At 41.2% G+C, this 21,952-nt stretch carries 16 protein-coding genes; 10 read left to right on the plus strand and 6 right to left on the minus strand.

Annotation, left to right across the window (positions count from 1 at the left end):
• The 6 genes from L1267_RS19155 to L1267_RS19180 all read left to right on the plus strand — a co-directional run.
• Positions 1–1,445, plus strand: a 1,445-nt coding sequence (locus L1267_RS19155) for an HAD-IIB family hydrolase (protein WP_235383825.1), incomplete at its 5' end; no start/stop codon positions are given.
• On the plus strand, positions 1,438–2,658 hold the full coding sequence (locus L1267_RS19160) for a glycosyl transferase (RefSeq protein WP_235383826.1): 1,221 nt from the start codon (positions 1,438–1,440) through the stop codon (positions 2,656–2,658). The genes L1267_RS19155 and L1267_RS19160, both read left to right, overlap by 8 nt.
• Before the next feature lie 12 nt (positions 2,659–2,670).
• Positions 2,671–4,440, plus strand: a complete 1,770-nt coding sequence (locus L1267_RS19165) for a sugar phosphorylase (protein WP_235383827.1) — start codon at positions 2,671–2,673, stop codon at positions 4,438–4,440.
• A gap of 268 nt (positions 4,441–4,708) precedes the next feature.
• Positions 4,709–6,112, plus strand: coding sequence for a hypothetical protein (locus L1267_RS19170; RefSeq protein ID WP_235383828.1), 1,404 nt, complete (start codon positions 4,709–4,711; stop codon positions 6,110–6,112).
• A 12-nt stretch (positions 6,113–6,124) separates the two neighbouring features.
• Entirely contained in the window at positions 6,125–7,276 is a 1,152-nt protein-coding gene (locus L1267_RS19175; RefSeq protein ID WP_235383829.1) for an imelysin family protein, read from the plus strand.
• 43 nt (positions 7,277–7,319) lie between these two features.
• On the plus strand, positions 7,320–8,945 hold the full coding sequence (locus L1267_RS19180; RefSeq protein WP_235383830.1) for a di-heme oxidoredictase family protein: 1,626 nt from the start codon (positions 7,320–7,322) through the stop codon (positions 8,943–8,945).
• 36 nt (positions 8,946–8,981) lie between these two features.
• Here L1267_RS19180 and L1267_RS19185 read toward each other — a convergent pair whose 3' ends face one another.
• On the minus strand, positions 8,982–10,025 hold the full coding sequence (locus L1267_RS19185; RefSeq protein WP_235383831.1) for an ABC transporter substrate-binding protein: 1,044 nt from the start codon (positions 10,023–10,025) through the stop codon (positions 8,982–8,984).
• A 151-nt stretch (positions 10,026–10,176) separates the two neighbouring features.
• Positions 10,177–13,020, minus strand: coding sequence for a TonB-dependent receptor domain-containing protein (locus tag L1267_RS19190; protein WP_235383832.1), 2,844 nt, complete (start codon positions 13,018–13,020; stop codon positions 10,177–10,179).
• Between the two features lie 347 nt (positions 13,021–13,367).
• On the opposite strand from L1267_RS19190, the gene L1267_RS19195 reads away from it, so the two are divergent.
• Positions 13,368–13,754, plus strand: a complete 387-nt coding sequence (locus L1267_RS19195) for a cytochrome b562 (protein WP_135926329.1) — start codon at positions 13,368–13,370, stop codon at positions 13,752–13,754.
• Positions 13,755–13,805: 51 nt separating this feature from the next.
• On the opposite strand, the gene ykgO is transcribed toward L1267_RS19195, so the two are convergent.
• Together ykgO and L1267_RS19205 are read right to left on the minus strand one after the other, a co-directional pair.
• Positions 13,806–13,943, minus strand: coding sequence for a type B 50S ribosomal protein L36 (gene ykgO, locus L1267_RS19200; protein ID WP_135926330.1), 138 nt, complete (start codon positions 13,941–13,943; stop codon positions 13,806–13,808).
• Positions 13,944–13,962: 19 nt separating this feature from the next.
• Positions 13,963–14,214 carry a type B 50S ribosomal protein L31 gene (locus tag L1267_RS19205; RefSeq protein ID WP_135926331.1) on the minus strand — a complete coding sequence of 84 codons (252 nt, stop codon included), beginning with the start codon at positions 14,212–14,214 and terminating at the stop codon, positions 13,963–13,965.
• A 203-nt stretch (positions 14,215–14,417) separates the two neighbouring features.
• Between L1267_RS19205 and L1267_RS19210 the strand changes: the two genes are divergently transcribed.
• Complete coding sequence (locus L1267_RS19210; protein ID WP_135926332.1) at positions 14,418–14,690, plus strand: hypothetical protein; 273 nt, start codon at positions 14,418–14,420, stop codon at positions 14,688–14,690.
• Between the two features lie 97 nt (positions 14,691–14,787).
• Here the strand turns inward: L1267_RS19210 and L1267_RS19215 are convergent, their stop codons facing one another.
• Both L1267_RS19215 and L1267_RS19220 read right to left on the minus strand, forming a co-directional pair.
• Positions 14,788–18,567, minus strand: coding sequence for a S8 family serine peptidase (locus L1267_RS19215; protein ID WP_235383833.1), 3,780 nt, complete (start codon positions 18,565–18,567; stop codon positions 14,788–14,790).
• Between the two features lie 240 nt (positions 18,568–18,807).
• Entirely contained in the window at positions 18,808–19,461 is a 654-nt protein-coding gene (locus L1267_RS19220) for a DUF6058 family natural product biosynthesis protein (protein WP_135926334.1), read from the minus strand.
• Positions 19,462–19,621: 160 nt separating this feature from the next.
• Here L1267_RS19220 and dapA point away from each other — a divergent pair, with 160 nt between their 5' ends.
• Positions 19,622–20,536 carry a 4-hydroxy-tetrahydrodipicolinate synthase gene (dapA, locus tag L1267_RS19225; RefSeq protein ID WP_235383834.1) on the plus strand — a complete coding sequence of 305 codons (915 nt, stop codon included), beginning with the start codon at positions 19,622–19,624 and terminating at the stop codon, positions 20,534–20,536.
• A 109-nt stretch (positions 20,537–20,645) separates the two neighbouring features.
• Positions 20,646–21,947 carry a DEAD/DEAH box helicase gene (locus tag L1267_RS19230; RefSeq protein ID WP_235383835.1) on the plus strand — a complete coding sequence of 434 codons (1,302 nt, stop codon included), beginning with the start codon at positions 20,646–20,648 and terminating at the stop codon, positions 21,945–21,947.
• The last annotated feature ends 5 nt before the right edge of the window (positions 21,948–21,952 follow it).

Below are 21,952 nucleotides of genomic sequence, written 5' to 3' on the forward strand. Positions count from 1 at the left end.
TTCATCCCTTGTTTGCCAGTCGTGGTGTACCAGGTACGCATGATACGCAATTAATGGAGCAAACCTTATCGGCCTTGTTGGCAGGTAAAGTGGATGTGCCATTACCTCAATTTGATAAGCTAACCGATGATCCAGTGCCACAAGCCCAGTGGCCGAGCAACCAAAAGCCCGTAGATATCGTGTTTTTTGAAGGTTGGTGTGTAGCCAGTACACCTCAGCAACCTTATCAACTGCAAACTCCAGTTAATGAATTAGAACAACTAGAAGATGCCGACGGCATTTGGCGTCGCTGTGTAAATAGCTGCTTAGCAAATGAATATCAAAATGTATTCGCAATGGCCGATTACACCATTATGTTAAAAGCGCCATCATTTGAAGATGTGTATGCTTGGCGCTTAGAGCAAGAGCATAAGTTAATTGCCAAAAAAGGCCAAGGGCAGGGCACGTTTGATGAAGTGAGTTTAAAGCGTTTTATCTCTCATTTTGAACGTATTACGCGTGAAAACTTAGCCACTCTTGCGCACAGTGTTGATGCTTTATTGTTGCTTGATACTGAGCGTGATATTACCAAAATGGAACTACTCGCTGACCAAATTGCTCAACCACTTATTTTTACTGATTTAGACGGCACATTGCTTGATCACGATAGTTACGAATGTGAGGTGATCAAACCATTTTTGGCTAAGTTGAATGATACCGGTGTCAATGTCATTTTTAATACCAGCAAAACATTTGCAGAAGTCACTGATATTCAAAAAGCTTTAAATCATCACCAACCCTTTATTGTGGAAAATGGCGCGGCCGTTTATATCCCGAAAGATTATTTTAAAGTAAAGCCGATTGGCTGTGATGAGTATCAAGGTTATTGGCGTTTTGCGATGACACAAAGCACCGATAAATTGCATGAAGATCTTAAACAATATGCCAGTCAATTTAGCCATTGTGTGCGCTTATTTAGTCAATTTAGTGCACAAGAAATAGCCGAACTAACAGGGCTACCCGTTGATAAAAGCGAACTGGCTTTAAAGCGTCAATATTCAGACCCAATTTGCTTTTCTGGCAGTGATGAAGAGAAACAAGGTCTGATAGAGGCAATGAGTCAAGCAGGATACGAAGTGCTTGTTGGTGGTCGCTTCATTCATCTAACTAAAGGTAACAACAAAGGCCTTGCACAAAAATGGTTGTTAAATCAGTTCAAAAAAGCTTATCGCAATCCATTCACTGTAATAGCGCTCGGTGACAGTCAAAACGATGTCGCCATGCTAAAAGCGGCCGACACCGCCATTTTAATCAATAACCCTGGCAGCCAAGTACAATCGCAAATATTACAAAAAGCTTGGCAGCTAAGCGAAAAACCAGCCCCAGCAGGTTGGGTTCAAGAAGTTTCTGCGTTAACTATCATCAAAGCGCGTTTTGCAGCAAAACAGGAGCAATCTCATGGCTGATTTCTATCAAAATGGCATTATCACGACTTTACACAATATTGCTGACCGTCCAGTCGAAGAACTAGAAAAAGAGTTATTGGATTTTTCAAAACAGCGTCCTATGGGTTTGATTTTACCCTCACTTTACAGTGAGTTAGAAGGACCCGCTTTGCAAAATATTATAGCTGAGCTTAAACATGTGCCTTACTTATCACAAATTACCATTGGCCTAGATCGCGCTGATGAAAGCCAATATCGCCATGCACTGCAGTTTTTTGCGGAGCTTGATCAGCCTCATAAGGTACTTTGGAATGATGGCCCGCGTTTACAAGCGCTTGATAAAGAACTACAAAAATTGGGCGTTGCGCCACGAGAGCTAGGTAAAGGTCGCAATGTTTGGTATTGCATGGGCTATAAGTTGGCAACCTCAAAAGTAGAGTCAATTGCACTGCATGACTGCGATATTTTGACTTACGACAGAGCGCTATTAGCACGTTTAATTTACCCCGTTGCTCACCCTCGTTTTAACTATGAATTTTGTAAAGGGTTTTATCCGCGCACCGCTGAGGGCAAAATTAATGGCCGTGTGTCGCGTTTGCTGGTAACACCGCTATTACGCTCATTTAAAACAATTTTAGGTAGCAACGATTATTTAGAATACATGGACTCGTTTCGTTATCCGCTAGCGGGTGAGTTCTCATTCCGTCGCGATGTACTTAATGATATTCGTATTCCAAGTGACTGGGGTCTCGAAATTGGCGTGTTATCAGAGATGTATCGTAACTATTCGCATAACCGGTTATGTCAGGTCGATATTGCTGATAACTATGATCATAAACACCAAGACCTATCGCTTGAAAACCAAGCAGCGGGCTTGTCGAAAATGTCGATTGATATTACTAAAGCTTTATTCAGAAAGCTGGCTACCCAAGGGGTGACCTTTACCAGCGAAACAATTCGTTCATTAAAAGCTACTTACTACCGTATCGCACTCGATTTTATCGAAACTTATCACAACGATGCGCTGATGAATGGTTTAACACTTGATATTCACCATGAAGAAAAAGCCGTTGAAATGTTTGCGCAAAACATTATGAATGCGGGTCAGCACTTCTTAGAAAACCCAATGGAGGCACCATTTGTGCCGAGTTGGAACCGAGTAGCTTCGGCAATGCCAGATGTATTTGCTCGCTTAAAAGAAGCCGTAGAGCTTGATAACAAAGAATTTATTTAACGGAGAAGACACGTGACTTTAGAGCTACTCCAACAACGGGTTATACAGCATTTAACCTGTATCTACGCCGAGGTTGAGTTATCAACCTCGATTGAACAACTTGCAGACAGGCTTATCAATACCATGTTAGGTGATGATCCTGTACGTGACCCAACGCCGCATAAAAACCGTTGGGATGAGCAAGACATGATTTTAATTGCTTATGGTGATTCAATCATTCGCCATGCGAATACGGATGATGCCGTGGCAAAGCCTGAAGAGCCACCTTTGCATACTTTACATCGGTTTGTAAAAAGCCAATGCTTGCCTGAGCTTAATGCACTGCACATTTTGCCATTTTACCCATATAGCTCAGATGAAGGCTTTGCGGTAATGAATTATGTGCAAGTGAATGAAGCGTTAGGCAGTTGGCAGCATATTCGTGATATTTCAGCAGATGTTAGATTGATGGCTGATTTGGTGATCAATCATTGTTCAAGCCGAAGTGTCTGGTTTGAAAACTTTATTCAAGGCAAAGAGCCGGGTAAAGGGTATTTTAAAACGGCAAGCCCGAGTGACGACCTGGTGCAGGTTGTTCGTCCGCGTACATCGCCTCTTTTACAAGCGGTCGAAACAAAAGATGGTTTGCAACATGTGTGGTGTACGTTTAGTCATGACCAAGTCGATTTTGATTTTGCCAACCCAGATGTACTGAACGAGTTTGTGAGTATTATTCGTCATTATTTAGATAATGGTGTGCGTATATTCCGCCTTGATGCGGTGGCTTTTTTATGGAAAAAGCTCAATACCCGTTGCATTAATTTACCTGAAACTCACGAAGTGATCAGGCTACTTCGCACCCTTATTGAGCACTTTGAGCCTAATGTGATTATTATCACTGAAACCAATATTCCAAATCGCGAAAACCTATCGTACTTTGGTAATGCCAACGAAGCGCATTGTATTTACAACTTCTCATTGCCACCGTTGTTGTTACACACTTTACTCAGTGGCGACAGCACGGCATTAAAGCATTGGATGATGAGTATGCCACCTCCCCAAGAAGGGACCGCATACTTTAACTTTATAGCTTCACATGATGGTATTGGTTTAAGGCCTGTCGAAGGGTTATTGGAGCAAAGTGAAATTGCCGAAATGGTCAGTACGACTGCAAAGTATGGCGGTAAAGTCTCACTTCGTACCGCACCAGATGGAACTAACACCCCTTATGAATTAAACATTGCTTTATTTGATGCATTGCAAGGTACCCATAAAGGCCCTGATAAGTGGGGAGTTGCTCGCTTTTTATGTGCACATGCCATTATGTTTGCGCTTGAAGGCATTCCTGGTTTGTATATTCATAGCTTACTCGGTACTACCAACGATTATGAGCGCTTTGAAAATAGTCAACATAATCGGGCTATTAACCGTCACCGTTGGCAAGAATCAGATTTACTAGCAAAACTGAGTAATGAAAATGCCCATCATCGTACTGTGTTTAAAGCGATGAAAAACTTGATGGCTATTCGTAAGGCGCAAAGCGCATTTCACCCTAATGCGACGCAATATACGTTACATTTAAGTGAGGGGTTATTTGGTTTTTGGCGACAAAGTATTAACCGTTCACAAAGCATGTTTTGTGTTTATAACATTAGTGATGAGACGCAAACTCTCACTCTTGCAGACTTAAATTTGATTGGTACCGAGCAGTGGCGAGATTTAATAAGCGGGGAGCAAATTACTGAGCAAACACAAACATTGTCGCTGACTCCATATCAAGCAGTTTGGCTCAGCAATAAATAATCCTATCATCAAGATAATACAAGTCTTATCGTTAACAAGTAAGCCTATCAGGTGGGTTTGCTTGTTAACAAGTAACTTACAGTTATCGTAAATTGCTCCCTTATTGCACACCAAATTATCATTCCAGCTTAATTTTCAATGAAATAGTCTTAGATATTAAATCTTATTTAATCTAATTTACCGTTTTTGATAAAATGTAAAGTTAACAATATTTACAATGCAAAAGATAACTATTATCATTTGGTTTTATTTTTAGGTGCACTTTACGATGAACAAAGCAGTACTTTCTCTCGCGGTGTCATTGGCTTTGACTCCACTTTATAGTGTTGCGAATGATGACATGCAAGCCCAACTCGAAAAACTTCAACAACAACTCCTTGAACAACAAAAAGCGATTGATTACTTAAAAAGTCAATTAGATGCGAAAAACACCCAGCAAGTTGCAGTGCAGCAAAAAGCCCCAGTTGTTACTGAGCAAGCAACCCCAATTGCTTCAGTCGCAAGCAAAAAAGACTCAAAACTTACTTTTAAAAGCTATGGTACTTTGCTTTACAAAAGTGACGAAGTGTTTGCCAACGTTCAAGATATTTCACCAGAACGCCGCGCCACTACAGACTTAGAGCGAGTTGTCACTGAGTTTGAATATGAAATTGATGATAAGTGGAAAGTCGAATTTGAACTTGAGTATGAGCATGGCGGTACAGGTACCACGCTTGAATACGATGGCTTTGAAGAATTTGGCGAATTTGAATCAGAAGTTGAAGCGGGTGGTGAAGTCATTGTCGAAAAGCTGCAACTAGAATATGAATATAACCCTAACTTTACTGTCAAGTTTGGTCATATATATGTTCCGGTAGGCTTAGGCACAGACTTAAACAAGCCTGATCAATACTTTACCACGACTCGCCACTGGGGTGAGGCAACCATGATCCCGCAAGTTTGGCACGAAACTGGAGTTAACTTAATTTCTCGTTGGTCTGACTTTACACTGCAAACATTGGTGACGACAGGTCTTAACTCTGAATACTTCCGTTCGACTAATTGGGTCGCGGGTGGTGCACAGCAACGCTTTGAAGAAAATACCGCAGATGATTTAGCGCTCACATTACGCCTTGATTATGGCAATGTTAAAGCTGGTAAAGGTTTTGGTGTTAGTTACTATACGGCAAACACATCAGATAACCGTCGCAATCAGGGCAAACTCGATGAGGATGGAAACGTATCTATCCTCGGGTTACATGGTGCATGGACGTTAGATGATCTTGTGTTTCGTGGTCAGTACTTATATGGCGAGTTAGAAGACTCAGTTGCTATCACTGCAGCGAATAAAACAACACCGGGCCTGCGTCCGGGAAGCTTTGCACAGCTTGGTAGTAAAGCAGAATCTGCATTTGTAGAAGCCGCTTATAATATGCAGGGGCTGTTTGATTTATCTTCGCCGCTGTATGTATTTACCTCGTTTGATTATGCCAACCCAATGCTTGAAGTGGCCAGTGGTGCGGCTATCCATCGTTACGACATTCGTGAGCTTAACTTTGGTTTAAATTACCTTCCAAACAAAAACTTAATTCTAAAACTTCAGGGCGGTCAACGTTATTACGCACAAGACGATATCGATGACACGACTCACTTTAGCGCCTCTCTTGGCTATAAATTTTCTACAGAACTATAAAGGAATCTTGGGATGAAAACTGTATTAAACAGCATTACAGCTGTCATTTTAGCGTCAACACTTGTTGCATGTGGTTCGTCTTCTTCGGACGATTCTTCAGATACAAGCACACCTGTTACTGAAGTAACAGGCTTTAGCTATGACGCAACAGATTTAATTGAAAACGTAACTGAGCAAGTAATTGTTGATGGTTATGAAATGCTAAACAGCAAGGCGGCTGTTTTACATAACGCGACACTGACATTATTAGAAAACAAAAACGAAGCTGCGCTGGCTGCTGCTCAACAAGCATGGAAAGATGCACGTGTATTCTGGGAGCAAGGTGAGTCACATATCTTTGGTCCTGTTGATAGTTTATCAATTGATCCACATCTTGATACTTGGCCACTGAATACCGCTGATTTAGAAGCACTACTTGCAAGTAACACAACGTTCTCGGCTGATAATGTAAAGAACTTTGACGATGGTGTACAAGGTTTCCACACCATGGAGTTCTTATTATTCGGTAATGGCGTTGAAGATAACGATAAGTCAATTGATGAAATGACTGTGCGTGAAATGGAATACTTAATTGCATGTGCTGAAGTATTTAATATTCATACACAAAGCCTTGTTGATGCATGGGTTATCTCTGCAAATGCGGATGATGAACCTGCTTATAAAGATTATTTATTAACTCCGGGCAATGATAAATACTCATCTGAGTTAGGTGTTATTGAAGAGTTAGTCAATGGTGTTATCGGTATTGTTGATGAGGTAGGTAACGGTAAAATTGCAGAACCATTCGGTACTAGCATAGACACAGCTGATACATCATTGGTTGAATCACAATATAGCTGGAACTCATTAACTGACTTTAGCAACAACATTGTTGGTGTACAAAATGTGTTTTTAGGCACATTCAGCGATGAAAACGACAGCCCAGGTCTTAAAGCATTTATCTATGCCGGTGACGCTGAACTAGCAGCGAAAGTTGAAACTCAAATTTCAGCAGCGATTGCAGCGATTGATGCCATTGCAGGTGCAGATGATATGCCATTTAGACAAGCGATTAAGGATGATGCTGGTCGCGTTCGAATTCAAACAGCGATTGATGCGCTAGGTGAATTACAAGCGACCCTTGAAGAAGAAGTTGTGCCACTTATCAAAGAGTGGAATTTATAATCGCTGGGGAAGCATCTGCTTCCCCTCTTTACAAGATACCGTCATGAATGTAAAAGCAATTAAACCAATTCTATTTGCTTTCACAGCCATATCTTTAGTGGCATGTGGAAGTAAAACCAGCGATAAAAGCGCGACCGAAACGACAACACCACCACCAACAAGCAGCGAAACGGATCCAAATTATATTGATGTCGTTACGTTGGCAGGTGATGCGACAGCCCTCGATACCAATAATTCAGGCCATGGTTTCTCTACACCTATGCCTAATTTAAGTGATTCAGAACTCGATATTCACTTAACTGGCGATGCTAATTTTGAAACATCTTTTACGACAGCCCCGAATGATGCACACCCGGAACTCGATGGTTTAGGGCCTGTTTTTAATAACAATAACTGTAATGCTTGTCACCAACGAGATGGTCGCCCAAGTACTATTGTTCCAACCGCTGAACAGCAAACTGTGAAGTTAGCGAATGATGCTGGGATCTTTTTACGCGTTAGCTTAGCCGATGGCGTGTGTGAAATGCCAAGTAGTATCAATGATTTTTGTCAGGTTTCAGGCGTTGAAGGGTTTGGGGATCAACTCTTTCACAGGGGGATTTTACAAGCCCGTGAAGACTGGCAATCACATAATTTTGGTGGCCAAGCTGATGTATATCTAAGCTATGATTACACGGAGTTTAGCTACCCAGATGGCAGTACTGTCACGTTGAAAAAGCCGATATTTACTATCGATAATGCATGGGACTCACCTGAAAACTTCAGTTTAAGTGCCCTTGCCAATGAAGATGTACGTTTTAGTGCCCGTAATGGTATGCCTGTCTTTGGTCTTGGATTGCTTGAAGCGATTGAAGAGCAAGATATTCTAGCGCTTGAAGATGTCGATGATGCCGACAACGATGGAATTTCTGGTAAAGCAAACTGGGTATTTGATGCTGTTAAGGCTCAAGCGGGTGATGAAAACCCTGTATCACTTGGACGATTTGGTTGGAAAGCCAGTACACCATCAGTCAGACAGCAATCTCTGGGTGCACTGCGTGGTGACATGGGGGTAACGAACTCATTGTTCCCTGAAGAAAGCATTGCCAATACATTAATGCACGAAAGTTATTTATCTCGTACTAACTATCAAGATACTGGTTCTGATGAGCAAGGATTGCCAGAAGCCAGTGATGAGTTTGCTGATACGGTCGTGTTTTACGCAGAAACACTTGCTGTGCCAGCACGTCGTAATGTAGCAGACGAAGGTGTTAAAGCCGGTGCTCGTTTATTCGATGATTTAAACTGTACTGGTTGCCATACGCCTCGTTTTGTAACCGCAAATGGTGCCGCTTTATTACTGGGCGCTGTTGCAGCGCCTGCGGCAGTAAAAGGGCAAGAAATTTGGCCATTTACCGACATGTTGTTGCATGACATGGGTGAAGAGCTCGCAGACAACCGTCGTGATTTTATGGCAACAGGCCGTGAGTGGAAAACGCGTCCGCTTTGGGGGATTGGTTTAACGAAAACAGTTAACCCTGCCGCTGGTTTCTTACATGATGGGCGTGCAGCAACACTTGAAGAAGCGATTTTATGGCATGGTGGTGAAGCTGAAAAAAGTAAGCGTGAATTTACAGAGCTTAGCAGTGAAAAAAGAGCACATTTAATCAGCTTTTTACAATCACTATAGCTTTAAACCCTTTTAAAAGCGCACTGTCAACGCCCTTTACAGTGCGCTTTTTGTTGCCTCTAAGAGAAGTGATTCAACACAAAAGGGAAGGGGATTTTCATGTGCCTTGCTGAAAACGCGAAAGTTAATTGCTAAGTTATCACTGTGAATTTGTTCAACTAGCTTGAGCGTTTGTTCGTTATGTTGGCTGAAAATGGCCACTTCTTGATGCATTGCTCCAGTTGTGTAATTATTGAGTAGATCATGAACATTTACTATAGCTAAAGCTCCGAGCGTAACATGACCACCGATTGTGACATCTATTTTTTCGGCCACCGCCCTAAGCGGCCAATTAATTGCTCCAACCACTACGTTTTTGCGTTTGTTTAACTCATCAAGCGCAGCAATTGCCCCTAACGCCATCGCATCATTTGCCGCCCAAACAATATTAATAGTTGGTTGATGCCTAAAAAAACCAAGGCTTTGACGGTAGGCTTGTTTGGTTGACCAATTGGCAACTGTATTAGCAGTAATGTTTGCACTAGTATTAGATGCCACACTTTGCTTTAAACCTTGCTCCCGATCAAGGGCTGCATGGGTGGTGTAGTCTCCATTAATTGCGAAAATGTTGGCAGCTTGCTGGCTCTTTTCAATTAGTTTGTTGGCTAATAATTGGCCTGCTTGTTTGTTATCGGGTACTACGCTACCAGTGACATTAATACCATGATCACTCATAAGTTTTAGCTCTTGCTTAGATGGGCGGTTGAGTAAAAAATAGATGGGTGTAGGTACAGGAGACAAGCTTAAAAGCTGTTGCGTAAGCACACTTTTCTCATCAACTAAAATGAGCATATCTGGCTTAGCTTTGATTGCTTTAGCCACTAAAGATTTCATTTCAATATGATTTCGATTGGCATAATGAATAGTTAAATCGAGATCAAAGTCTTTTGCAGCGTTTTGCATCAACTGCGACACTTCAAACCAAAACGGGCCTGTTACATTGGTATCTGCATGACCTGGATTAATAAAAATAATACTTTGCTTGGCAAAAACACCAGGCAGGTAAAATAGACAGATAGTGATAAATACTGTTTTAAGCATGGCTTTATTAGGTTAAAAGACCGGTAGGGTAGAGTATAGCGCGAATTGGTAGATTTTAAGTAAATGATTGGAATAGGGTATTTTTTTTAATATCTGATAGAAAAAGGGCTGCACAAATGTGCAGCCCTAAGAGAATCAAAGTTTTTAACGATTAGAAATCGTAAGATAGTCTTAAGTAGCCGAAACGACCGATGTTATCGTAACTTGCACTACCTGAGCCTGTGCCTCGAGTACCGAATGGAAGCTCTCGGTTAAAGATGTTATCAACACCTACTTTAACGCCAAAGCCGCTTTCGAAGTTATAACCAACTGTTGCGTCAGAAATAACATAGCTACCAAACTTCATTAAGCTATTTGGATTCGGGTTATCTTCTAACTCTTGGTCTGTGTAAAGGCTTACTTCATCTAGGTAACGTGTATCAAACGTTGCAAAGAAACCATCACGCTTATAAGAGATAGTTAAGTTAGCTTGCCATTTCGCTTCACCAGTTGTACCAGCATACTCGATGTAATCTTCAGGTTGATCTTGGAACGGGAAGTCTTTACGTTCAATTAGGTATGTACCAATTAAACGTGTAGAGAAGTTGCCTTCTAGTGCGTCAAAATCATAACCTAACTCAAAGTCAACACCCGATGCTTCTTGACCAGAAACGTTTAATACTGAGTTTTGAATCAGTGTAATTTCATGTGATGTGCTATCACGTGTAATTAGATTACAATATTGGTTATTGATACCGCCTTCAGCGTCAACACAGCGGTCAAGAATTTCTTGAGAGGCAATTGTTGAGATTGCGTCTTCTAATTCAATTTTCCAATAGTCGATTGTAATAACAGAGTTTTCTAGGAATGACGGTTGGTAAACTAAACCAATAGTTGTACTAGTTGACTCTTCACCTTTAACGTCTCTGTTACCACTTACTAAACCTTCAAGGGTTTGTGAGTCGTAATCTGATTCAAAGCCTGCAGGAACACCTAAAGCAGCACAGTTTGCACGACGAACCTCTGAATTTTGTAAATCATCTAGGTTATCAGCTAAACAAGGGTCATCAACGTTGTAGAATGTTTGGCTCGGTGCACCGAAGATCTCACCAATGTTAGGTGCGCGAAGTGCTTCAGATTGTGTTGCACGAACACGTAGTTGTTCGTTTACTGTCCAATCTAAACCAACTTTCCAGCTTGTTGCATCGCCAATTGTGCTGTAGTCAGCGTAACGTACTGCTGTATCAAGTACTAGGTCTTGAACAAGTGGTAAGTCAGCTAGTAATGGGATAGATGCTTCGAAGTAAATCTCGTTTACATCAAAATCACCTTTATCTTCACCCAGTGCGTTGAAGAATGTACCTACTGCATTATCTGGCTCTTTAGTTTCACTTTCTTCTTTACGGTATTCTACACCAGCAGCAAAGCCAACATAACCCGCTGGTAATTCATAGATTGCTGAGTTTGCAAGTGATGCAGTTACTACTGTCTGAGTAATCTCAGAAGTACCTGTTGATACCGTATTAATGTAATTAATTGCTTCTTGGCTTGGTGCGCCAAAGCCCATGATGTTTACCGGTACACAGCCTTCAGCGCGTGCTTCTTCACTACGACAAACAATATTACCTTCGCCATCATCAATAGCGTCAAGAGCATTGTAGTAGTTTGCCATAATCATGTTAGCGCCATTAATACGCTCTAAGTCTGTTTGGCCATGAACAACTGATGCATCTAATTCCCAATCAGTGAATACTGTGCCTCTCAAACCAGCAACAAAACGGGTTGTTTCACGAGTGTTGTTTTCGATACGACGACCTAAATCTGTCATCATACGGTTAACCATGATTGAGCTAACACCTTCTTGTTCCATTAGATCTTTAACACTCGAGTCAAGATATGGGTTGTCAATCTTGATGCTGTTATTTGGGTTAAAGAAGAAAAATGCTGGCTGGCCAATGCTTTCGCCTTCGCTGTTTACATATTTTGCTTCGAAATAAGCATTCATGTCTTCAGCAACGTCATAGTTAACTTTGAAGTTTACGTTGTAGCGTTCAAATTCAGGCTGAATTTCATTGAATTGTGCAAGGTTGAATGAATCACAGTCAGCACATGCAAGACCATCTACTCGGTCACCTATATAAATGTCACGAAGGCTGCCATCTGGATTGAATGAGTTAACATAGCCATTGCTTGATGCAAAAACACCTGCATTATTAATCGCATAATAGCCAGCGTTTGGTGTGTAAATTCTATCAGGGAAATTTGGATCGTCTTTGTTTTCTTCGTTTTGAGCTGGGTTACGCAAGCTAAAGAAAGAGCCATCAGTCCATGGGTGATCAAGCGCATTTAATGTATTTTGGCCTGAATATTCAACAGCAAAGGCTACGTTACCACGGTCATTATCGAAATTCGTGCCGTATGAAAACGTTGCTTTTTCGTTTTTGTAGTCACTTAGTTCAGAGGCGCCTTTAGTAACACTAACACTTAAGCCTTCGATGTTCTTTTTAAGAATAAAGTTAACTACACCTGTTACAGCGTCGGCACCGTATACAGCTGATGCACCACCTGTGATGATCTCAACACGCTCTACCCATGTGCTTGGAATTGTATTGGTATCAACAGATTGAGAACCTGCAGAGCTAGAAACATGGCGTTTACCATTAACAAGTACAAGTGTGCGGTCTGTACCCATATTGCGTAAATCAAGAATGTTTAGACCAGCAGTACCGATAAAACGACCTGAGTTTGCTAGTGAATAAGTGTTACCAAGGGCTGGTAATTTATTTAGTGCTTCACCAATATTTACAGCACCTGTGTTAACTAAGTCTTCACCACTGATAACAGTTACTGGAGCAGGGGCAATAGCACCTTCACGTAAAATACGTGAACCAGTTACTTCTATACGGTCGATTGATTTTACTTCTTCATCAGCAGCAAATGACTGACCTGAAATAGCAAGCGCCGATGAGCATAGAGCAAGCTTGATGCTAGCACCTAAAAGATTATTTTTTATCATTATTTCACCTGTTACTTTATTGTTCTATCCCTGGGTGGGGTGTTAACTATGTTTTCCAAATGTTAACGAGATCACTCTAGCATTGTCCCTATTGTTCCCAAATCAAAAGTTCGTAGCAAAATGTAGCCACTTAAAACTTTTTTATAACAATGGTTTATTGTTGAGTTGGTTTTTTAGATTGATAATGTGGCTATTGATAGTTGGCTTTTATGCAATGATAACGATTATCAATTGATGTAATTTTTGATATAGTAATATTATTTTATAAACTGATGCTAACTTTTTGAATTAGGCTGATGATGTGTTTCGACATATAATGCGGCCAAGTTTTTCCACATGAGTACTTTATGAAATTTTTTCTAGTTACCTTATTGGTATTTTTCTCGGCAGTCTGTGTAGCAGAAGAGCTCGATCTTGAAGCAAATATGAAGAATATGGGGCTGGCTTATAAAAACTCGGTTCGTGCAACGAGTCTTGAAGTGTTTAATACATCAATTGATGAGTTTATTCACTTGTTAGAAAAAGCACGGACAGCCGACTTTAAACAGCATAAAACAGCATCTCTTGAAGGACTTGATAAAGTAATAAAACAGGCAAATCTGGCTAAAGAACTAGCCAGCAAGCAGGGACTTGATGCAGCGAAAGTACCTCTTAAATCAATAGATGATTTACGAAAAAAATACCATGAACTCCATGAACCGCCAGGTTTTTGGCAGCTGTTATTTGGAAAATAATATTATTTAATTTTCGAAATTAGACTTAAAAAAGGTGCTGAAGCACCTTTTTTAACGCTTATTCTTTTTACCTTGAACTGCTTTAAAGCGCGGATTGTCTTTATTAATTACATAAACGCGGCCTTTGCGCTTGACAATTTGGCAACCCGGACGGGATTTTGCACTTTTAAGAGAGCTTAATACTTTCATTTTAACTCCTAAACGCGATTTACTTGCTCGCTAAGTTTTTAAAACGACGATTAAATGCAGCTACACGACCATCGCTTGCTACTGCTTTTTGCTTGCCGGTATAAAATGGGTGTGAATCACTCGATACATCAATTGGTACGTAAGGGTATGTTTTACCATCAAGCTCTATAGTACGAGATGTTTTAATCGTCGAACCGATAATAAAGTAGCTGTCGGCAGCAGTATCGTGAAACGCTACTTGATGGTATTCAGGGTGTATATTAGGCTTCATTATTTACCTTTTGTGTTATGTGATAATATATCAAATATAAAGCAAAAATAGACAGGCTTCAAGGTAAAAATAATTCTTATTTGTAGGTTGGTTGGCTTAAAATTAGTCATTATGAACAATCAGTGAGCAGTTGAATTTAAAAAACTGGCTATTGTTAATAAGGCTGTTATAACTAGGTATGCGTGCTTATTTAAGAGAGGGATATGGAAGTGAATGATATAGCTGGCCGCGAAGAACTAGATCAAAATGTAATGAACACGCTTCGCGATAAAGATCACTCTACATTAGCAAACCAAGTTGATACTTTGCTGTGTTCACATAACGACATAATAGAGCTTTTGGCTCAGTATCTAGCACTTAGTGAGCAGGATGATGATGAGCGTTTTGATCATTGGTTTGATAATCTAAGTAAAGAGCAACATACCGTGGTTAAAACCTTTGAAGTCTATCGTGGACACTATGAGCATTTAGATTAGCTGATAGCTGAATTACCAAAACAAATTAACTGTTTTGTTGTTTTTTTGAACTAAAAAAGCCACCCAAAGGCGGCTTTTAGTTTATAGCATTAACTTATTAGTCAAGCATGTATGCTCGCATAGTAATTTGTTCGGCAGAACTTGAACCATAGTCAGAAACGATAGTACGAATATGTACAAAGTCTCCTTTAACGCCGGTATTTGGAATAGTAGCAACCCATTCACCGTCTATTTGTTCTACTTTAGCATCAAGCCAATTTTCGGTTGAAAACTGAGTCGATACTGGACAATAAATATAAGCAGGGACTGTTTCGATACCGCATTCTTGACCGTAAGCGTATTGGAACTCTACGTTTGCAAGCGGTACTTCACCAACTCCATCGAGTAAACCTGTTAGTTTAATATGCGCCACTTCACCCACTTGCATGCTGTTATTAATATCAACAGGTAAGTCGATCATAGGCACCAAGATAGGTTGTGCACCCTGCTGTTGTTCGTTAGCAGTAAAGGTGTAGAAGCCTTGATAGAGTGACCCTAAATGATCTTTAACAGGTGAACGCTCACCAACACCACGAGCATAAGAGCGCATTTCAAGGGTTACTTGGTGGTCGCCTGGCTCGAGTGTTAAGGTTCCTTGATATGGAAATACTGGCTCGCCATCTAAACGTAAACCAAATGCAGAGCTGCCCATATAACCAAAAATACCGTCATGGTTTGACGCATCGCCAAACGAGGCAAGATTAAAGTAAAGTACATTAGTATCTCGACGAATAATCGGTGAACCACCGCTGCCCAAGCTACCTGCTCGAGGGCCTTTAAACCATGTTGTTGTTTCTTCAGCCCCTTCGGTCATAGCACGAGGACCGTCAAAATAAGCGCCCGCACTTTGAATTTGGTAATTAGGCATGACAACGTTAGTCCAGGCATTTTTAGCTGTCGCGGTGTAATACTCGTCTCGTACCTGAGGCAACATGATAAGTTGTGAGCTACCCGTCGAATAAAATTCACCGGTACTATTGGTCATTGCCATTACATCAGTCCAAGCTGGACGTTCATCATTTTGTGAATGGTACGAGGCAGTGATCTTATGCATTCTATGGTCAGCGATATTGATTTGCCCTGACTCAATCCTGCCATCAGTAATGTGATTAATTGAATAAGCGTATGGCGAGCGTTCAGCCGCTATACCTGACCAACTAACAAGATTGTTGCCGGCTTCAATCTCGGCCATTAATCTTTCACCTTGTTCAGTGCTGATACCGATAACTGGTACCTTTGGTGTGCCTGTAATCGCACCTTTATAGCGACCACCACGGTCTGGACGATAGAAAATCACGCCTATGGCGCCATGTTTCATAGCATTACCAACCATGTAAGAGGTGAGATAATTTGGATTTGCAATAAGTGCAATTTTACCATCCAGATCAAACTGGCTCCAATCAGTGCTATAACCAGCATCACCGACAGGGAGAACTTCAGCAGACCCTTCACCATGGAATGACAATGCTAAACCTTGCTTGATGTAATCAAGCTTTTCGCCATTTTGCATCATGACCGTTGTCTCAGGTGCAACGGCACGAGTGGTAATGAATGAGCGAAAACGATCATCATGGCCCTGTGACCAAGCATACATCTCATTGACGTAATCTGGTGCCATCTCAATCGCTGCGAGTTTAGCTACTTTTTCATCGTCAATTGCATAGGTAAAACCAAAAGAATAGCCTTGTGGATCGAGTGGCTGATCTGCTTTAAAGGTAACTTTTTGAGCGCTGCGGGCATCAAAATCGATATGCGTTTGGCCATCAATTTTACGGCTTAAAACAGCCATCTGTGCTGCTGATTCAACTAAACCTGAGCTTGTTTGCGGGTTGTCGAATGTCATGATGTTTGCAATCAGTGTGTAGTAACCTGCAGGAACATCAATACTCGCTTTGCCGCCAGATAATCTGACCAAGCTACCCCAATCATCTTCTTCGTTGATTAGATAAAGCTTTGATGGTGAAGTGGCTGGATTGCCCCAGCGGTCGGTTAAGTTAACAGATAATTGCACGGTAGGTTGAGCAACCCAAAAAGAGACAGGAACTGTAACTTGATGATCGCTTGTTCCAACAGTCGTGCCTGTAACTCGACCTGTGATAGCACCATATGCACCGTTATTAAGTGCAACGCGTGGGTCAATCCACATAGGCACATTTGCTTCACCTTGAGCTGGTATGGTGATTGTTTTGGTATCTAAACCTGCCAGCGTAGCAGGTAATTGCGTTTTGCCATCCTCACCAATTAAATCTAGCTTCAGTTTAAGGGTAATATCTGAATCAGACGTATTAGTCAGTGTGATGTGTGTTTGTGTAAACTCATCGCTATTACTGTTTTCAAAAAAGCCTAGTTCACGGTTGGCAGGGGCAACTATAGCTTGGTTAATGGCACGGTCGATATTCATCGCGCCAGCTCCTTGCTCAAGAACGTGAGAATCACCGCTAAATACTGACGAAGTTAGAACGTCTTTAATTTCTTGTGGACTAAGCTCTGCACGAGCCTGCATAACAAGCGCAGCACCACCAGCAACATGAGGCGCAGCCATTGAGGTACCCGAATAGACGCGGTATGCAGTATCGCCTAGACCACCTGAAGCAGCAGCTACAACAGACACACCTTGTGAGGCAATATCAGGCTTTGCTGAATGACCATCTGGCGATGGGCCTCGTGATGAAAATGAAGCTGTATTACCTTCTCTATCAATTGCACCAACAGTCAGTGCGCTTGGCGCGCAGCCTGGTAGACCAATTGTCTCGCGGGTAAAGCTATTACCTGCAGAAATAACAAACAGGGCTTTGTCGCTCAGCGCTTCCACCATCTCTACAAGTGGGCCACCACAGCTAGTGCCCGAGCCACCTAAAGACATATTTACGATATCAGCTTGCTCGGAAAGCACAGCCCATTGCATACCATTTAATATACCGAAGGTTGAACCAGAGCCAGTATTACTCAGTACTTTACCAATGATGAGATCAGCTGCTGGGGCAACACCTACCCATTTCCCATCTGACTCATGACCATTACCTGCAACAGTTGAAGCTGTGTGCGTACCGTGCCCGTTTAAGTCATCTACACCATTGCTTGAATAGGTAAAGTCACGAGATGCAATAACACGACCTTGTAAGTCTGGGTGTTCAGTATCATAACCTGTATCAAGTACGGCTACTTTAATGCCTGCACCATTGAAGTTAATTGCAGATTCACCATAGGCACCTGTTAATGGCACAGTAGGTGTTAAGGCTGCTGATTGAGTTACTTTGTGCGCATGCACAACAGCATCCAGCCAAATACCTTCTACATCAGCTTGTGAAGCCAAAGTTTGCCAGGTTTGTGCCGCTTTTTCTTTGCTAATAGCAAACGCTGCACTATCGATTAGCTCGATTTCGCCAGTCAGAGACATGCCAGCTAAGGCTGATGGAACGGCCGCACCAGCTAGAGTTCCGTCTTTGTACTCAACAATCACAGGTAAAGCATCTGTTGACGCATCATCATAGCCAGATTCATACAACTTATTAATGTTAAATAGTTCTAAATCGATTGCTTGAGAGTCAACAAGCGCTTGTGCATGATTAGGTACAACGTATGTGCTCTTACCGCGTTTAAAAATACTGGTAATTGCATCGGAGCCATCAGCATTGAGCAAACGAATGCCGCTTAGTTCGCCATCTTTGTTTACGACAGCAGAGACTTTATCACCGGTGATCAGGGTAAATGTAAGCGCATCTGCTTTAGTTTGATTAGTTACTACATTAGTTTGCGCTAAAGTTGGCTGAGCAAAGGTTAAACCGAGCATAGCCAAGTAGGTCGCTTTGACGCGACCAAGCCTTGGGAAAGGTTTCATCTATTCATCCTTCGTTTTAATATAATTTATTGGGAAGAAAGGAGTTATCGAGAGGCTGTCATGTTTTTAATGACCCAAAGATAACTCTTCGAGATGAATTTAACGGCTATCTAGCTGAAAACCTACAAAACAAAAGTAGCAAAATGTACTAACCAAAAGTTAACAAGTGATACATTGTTGTAACTTTGTGCATGGGTTCATGGTATGTTCACTTTCAAGAAAAAACGGATTTTATAGCCGTTATTTTACTGATAAATCATATTTTGCCACCACATCATCAATGTAACGATGGCGAAGGGTATTTTTACCTTCGTGCCCGGTACCGTGACTCAATGCGCGATTCATGAGTTTGAGTGCTTTATGCAGGGTTTGGCGCTCTTCCACGCTCAAACCAGTCTTTGTCCGAAGCTCAGTAATATCATCAATAAGCAGTTTAGCAACATCAAGTTGCACAGCTTCTTCAACGAGACCATTTTGTGTTAGCACGCCATACTTGCTGCATAGAAATTGCTGCCATACTTGTTGTAAATGCTCATCTATGTCGCTACCAAACAATTCTTCGTCAATGGCAAACCCTTGTTCAGCAAGTTTAGCAAGTTGTGTTGAGTAATGTTGAGCAAAATAATTAAAGGCTTGGCATGATGAGCTTATGTCATGTTTTATGATTAATTGCCCCCAACTTGCTGCACCTCGCGGGTAATAGTCTTGATACTCTTCACACTGATAAATACCTGAATATGAACTGCACTCTAATTGACTCTGCAAACAATAACTAGGTTTGGGAAATAAGCTACTTTGTTGCCAGTTTGCAAGCGTATCCTCATCAATTGAGAGGGTTTGACATAGCTCTTCAGTAGTATAAAAGTAGGTTGCCAAAAATTTGGAAAGTTGCATTATCAATTACTCACAATAAATACTGTTAATTTATACAGTATTTGATTTTGGCTTAAGTTTGATTTTTTCTCAAGTTTTTTTATTTATTGCATCAGACTACTCGGAAAATGGCTGGGTTTATGATACAACTAGCGCAAATTTTCCAAACATTAAAAAAGTTATGCGCAGCCTAGAAACAATTAAACAAGCAAGCTTGATCACAGCTATTAAAACACCTTATTTAACCAATGGTGAAATTGATCTTGCTTGTTATGACGACCTTGTTGAACAGCAAATTGCAGCTGGAGTTGATGGCATTATTGTCGGTGGGACGACCGGTGAAGGTCAACTAATGAATTGGGAAGAGCACTTAATGCTAATCGCACACAGTGTGAGCAAATTCTCTGACCGCTTATTAATTGTTGGTAACACAGGAAGTAACAATACGCGTGAAGCTATAAAAGCAACTGAATATGGTTTTGCAACAGGTATGGATGCGGCGCTGCAAATTAATCCATATTATGGCCGTACGTCAATGGCTGGTGTAAAAGAGCACTTTAATCGTTTACTCGATATTGGCCCGGCGTTTATCTACAATGTTGCGGGTCGCACAGGTCAAGATTTAACACCTGATATCATTGAACCTTTGGCAAAACACAAGCATTTTATCGGTGTAAAAGAGTGCGGTGGTAATGAGCGTATCGCACATTATGAACAGCAAGGCATAGCTTGTTGGTCAGGTAATGACGATGAAGCGCATGATGCAAGGCATATTCATAATGCCCATGGTGTGATCTCAGTTACATCTAACTTAATTCCCGGCCTTTTCCGTCAATTGATGGATGAAAAAAATGAGGCACTAAATACAAAACTACAGCCACTTATGAACTGGTTATTCTGCGAGCCTAATCCGATTGCGATCAATACGGCGCTGATGATGATTGGTGCGGTGAACCCTGTGTTCCGTTTACCTTATGTGCCACTAACAAATGCGCAGCAAGAAATTGGCTTAGGTTATATTAACGAACTTAATGTTGCTGATATTGTGGGTAGTGAGGCAAATATTTTAGCTGAGCAAGACGTTATTTTGCTTTAAGTGCAGATTAAGTCATTTAGCGCATATTTAGTTAAGTTATAACTAACTAAAATCATTTTTTTTCTGTATAATTTGCGACCCTTGATATAATGGCCGCAGGTTATACAGCATGAATTTTAAATCATTTAGTTTTTCTTCTGAGCTTTTACAGGCATTAGATGAGCTTAATTTCGAAACGCTTACTCCCGTTCAACGTAGTGCAATTCCTGCGGTAAGAAAAGGCAAAGACGTACTTGTTAGTGCGCAAACTGGTACGGGTAAAACCGCGGCATTTGCATTACCAATAATCCAAAAGTTATCAGAATTAGCAGTTAGTGATAATAATGCCCCGAGTGCATTAGTGCTTGCGCCGACTCGTGAACTTGCTGAACAAATTGCTAATAATTTCAAATCGTTTGCTAAGTATACCGAACTTAAAACAGTGTGCTTATTTGGTGGTATAAATTTAGCTGGCCAAGCAAATGATCTTAAAGCGGGTGTCGATATTGTTGTAGCAACACCTGGGCGCTTACTTGATCATATTCGTTTAGGTAATATCAGCTTAGCAAGTGTAAAACATTTAGTGCTTGATGAAGCTGACCGCATGCTAGATATGGGCTTTATCAATGATATGCAAACAGTCATCAACGGCTGTAATGAAGCGCGTCAGATTTTATTATTCTCTGCCACTTTTCCTGCGGCAATTAAACAGTTTGCAAGTAAAGTTCTAAAACAACCAGAAATCATTCATGTAGACCAAACAAACAGTACCGCAGAAACAGTGCAACACGTTGTTTATCCAGTCGAAGAGCGCCGTAAACAAGAGCTTTTATCTGAATTAATTGGTAAGAAAAACTGGCAGCAAGTACTGGTTTTTGTGAACATGAAAGAAACAGCTGATGAGCTTGTTAAAGAGCTTAATCTTGATGGTATCCCTGCTGTTGTTTGTCATGGTGATAAGACGCAAGGTAACCGTCGCCGCGCATTACGTGAATTTAAAGAAGGCAAAGTTCGCGTACTAGTAGCAACCGAAGTGGCTGCGCGTGGTATTGATATTGAAGGCTTGCCGCGTGTTATTAATATCGATTTACCATGGCTTGCAGAAGACTATGTTCACCGGATTGGCCGCACTGGTCGTGCAGGAAAACCAGGTGAGGCTATCTCATTTGTTAGTCGTGAAGAAGAAAATACTTTATTCGATATTGAAAAGCTAATTGGCCAACGCATTAAACGAATCGTATTGCCTGGTTACGAAGTAAGTAACCGTGATGTATTAATTGAGAAAATAGGTAAAAAGCCATCGCATTTACGCCGTAGTCGTACAAACAAGCCATCAGGCCAAGCTACAGGTGAGGCCCGCGCAAAGAACCGTTCGCGTATTGCAAATGTGCGTAAATCATTAAAAGGCAATAAGTTAAGTCTTAAAAAATAATTTAG

The sequence above is a fragment of the Pseudoalteromonas sp. OFAV1 genome, from assembly GCF_021532595.1.
Taxonomy (GTDB): domain Bacteria; phylum Pseudomonadota; class Gammaproteobacteria; order Enterobacterales; family Alteromonadaceae; genus Pseudoalteromonas; species Pseudoalteromonas lipolytica_C.

Excerpts from the sequence above, each read along its gene's own strand:
- L1267_RS19230 (WP_235383835.1), top strand. The coding sequence starts at position 20,646 with ATGAATTTTAAATCATTTAGTTTTTCTTCTGAGCTTTTACAGGCATTA.
- L1267_RS19170 (WP_235383828.1), top strand. The coding sequence starts at position 4,709 with ATGAACAAAGCAGTACTTTCTCTCGCGGTGTCATTGGCTTTGACTCCA.
- ykgO (WP_135926330.1), bottom strand. The coding sequence starts at position 13,943 with ATGAAAGTATTAAGCTCTCTTAAAAGTGCAAAATCCCGTCCGGGTTGC.
- L1267_RS19220 (WP_135926334.1), bottom strand. The coding sequence starts at position 19,461 with ATGCAACTTTCCAAATTTTTGGCAACCTACTTTTATACTACTGAAGAG.
- dapA (WP_235383834.1), top strand. The coding sequence starts at position 19,622 with ATGCGCAGCCTAGAAACAATTAAACAAGCAAGCTTGATCACAGCTATT.
- L1267_RS19180 (WP_235383830.1), top strand. The coding sequence starts at position 7,320 with ATGAATGTAAAAGCAATTAAACCAATTCTATTTGCTTTCACAGCCATA.
- L1267_RS19210 (WP_135926332.1), top strand. The coding sequence starts at position 14,418 with ATGGAAGTGAATGATATAGCTGGCCGCGAAGAACTAGATCAAAATGTA.
- L1267_RS19160 (WP_235383826.1), top strand. The coding sequence starts at position 1,438 with ATGGCTGATTTCTATCAAAATGGCATTATCACGACTTTACACAATATT.
- L1267_RS19175 (WP_235383829.1), top strand. The coding sequence starts at position 6,125 with ATGAAAACTGTATTAAACAGCATTACAGCTGTCATTTTAGCGTCAACA.
- L1267_RS19205 (WP_135926331.1), bottom strand. The coding sequence starts at position 14,214 with ATGAAGCCTAATATACACCCTGAATACCATCAAGTAGCGTTTCACGAT.
- L1267_RS19185 (WP_235383831.1), bottom strand. The coding sequence starts at position 10,025 with ATGCTTAAAACAGTATTTATCACTATCTGTCTATTTTACCTGCCTGGT.
- L1267_RS19215 (WP_235383833.1), bottom strand. The coding sequence starts at position 18,567 with ATGAAACCTTTCCCAAGGCTTGGTCGCGTCAAAGCGACCTACTTGGCT.
- L1267_RS19190 (WP_235383832.1), bottom strand. The coding sequence starts at position 13,020 with ATGATAAAAAATAATCTTTTAGGTGCTAGCATCAAGCTTGCTCTATGC.
- L1267_RS19195 (WP_135926329.1), top strand. The coding sequence starts at position 13,368 with ATGAAATTTTTTCTAGTTACCTTATTGGTATTTTTCTCGGCAGTCTGT.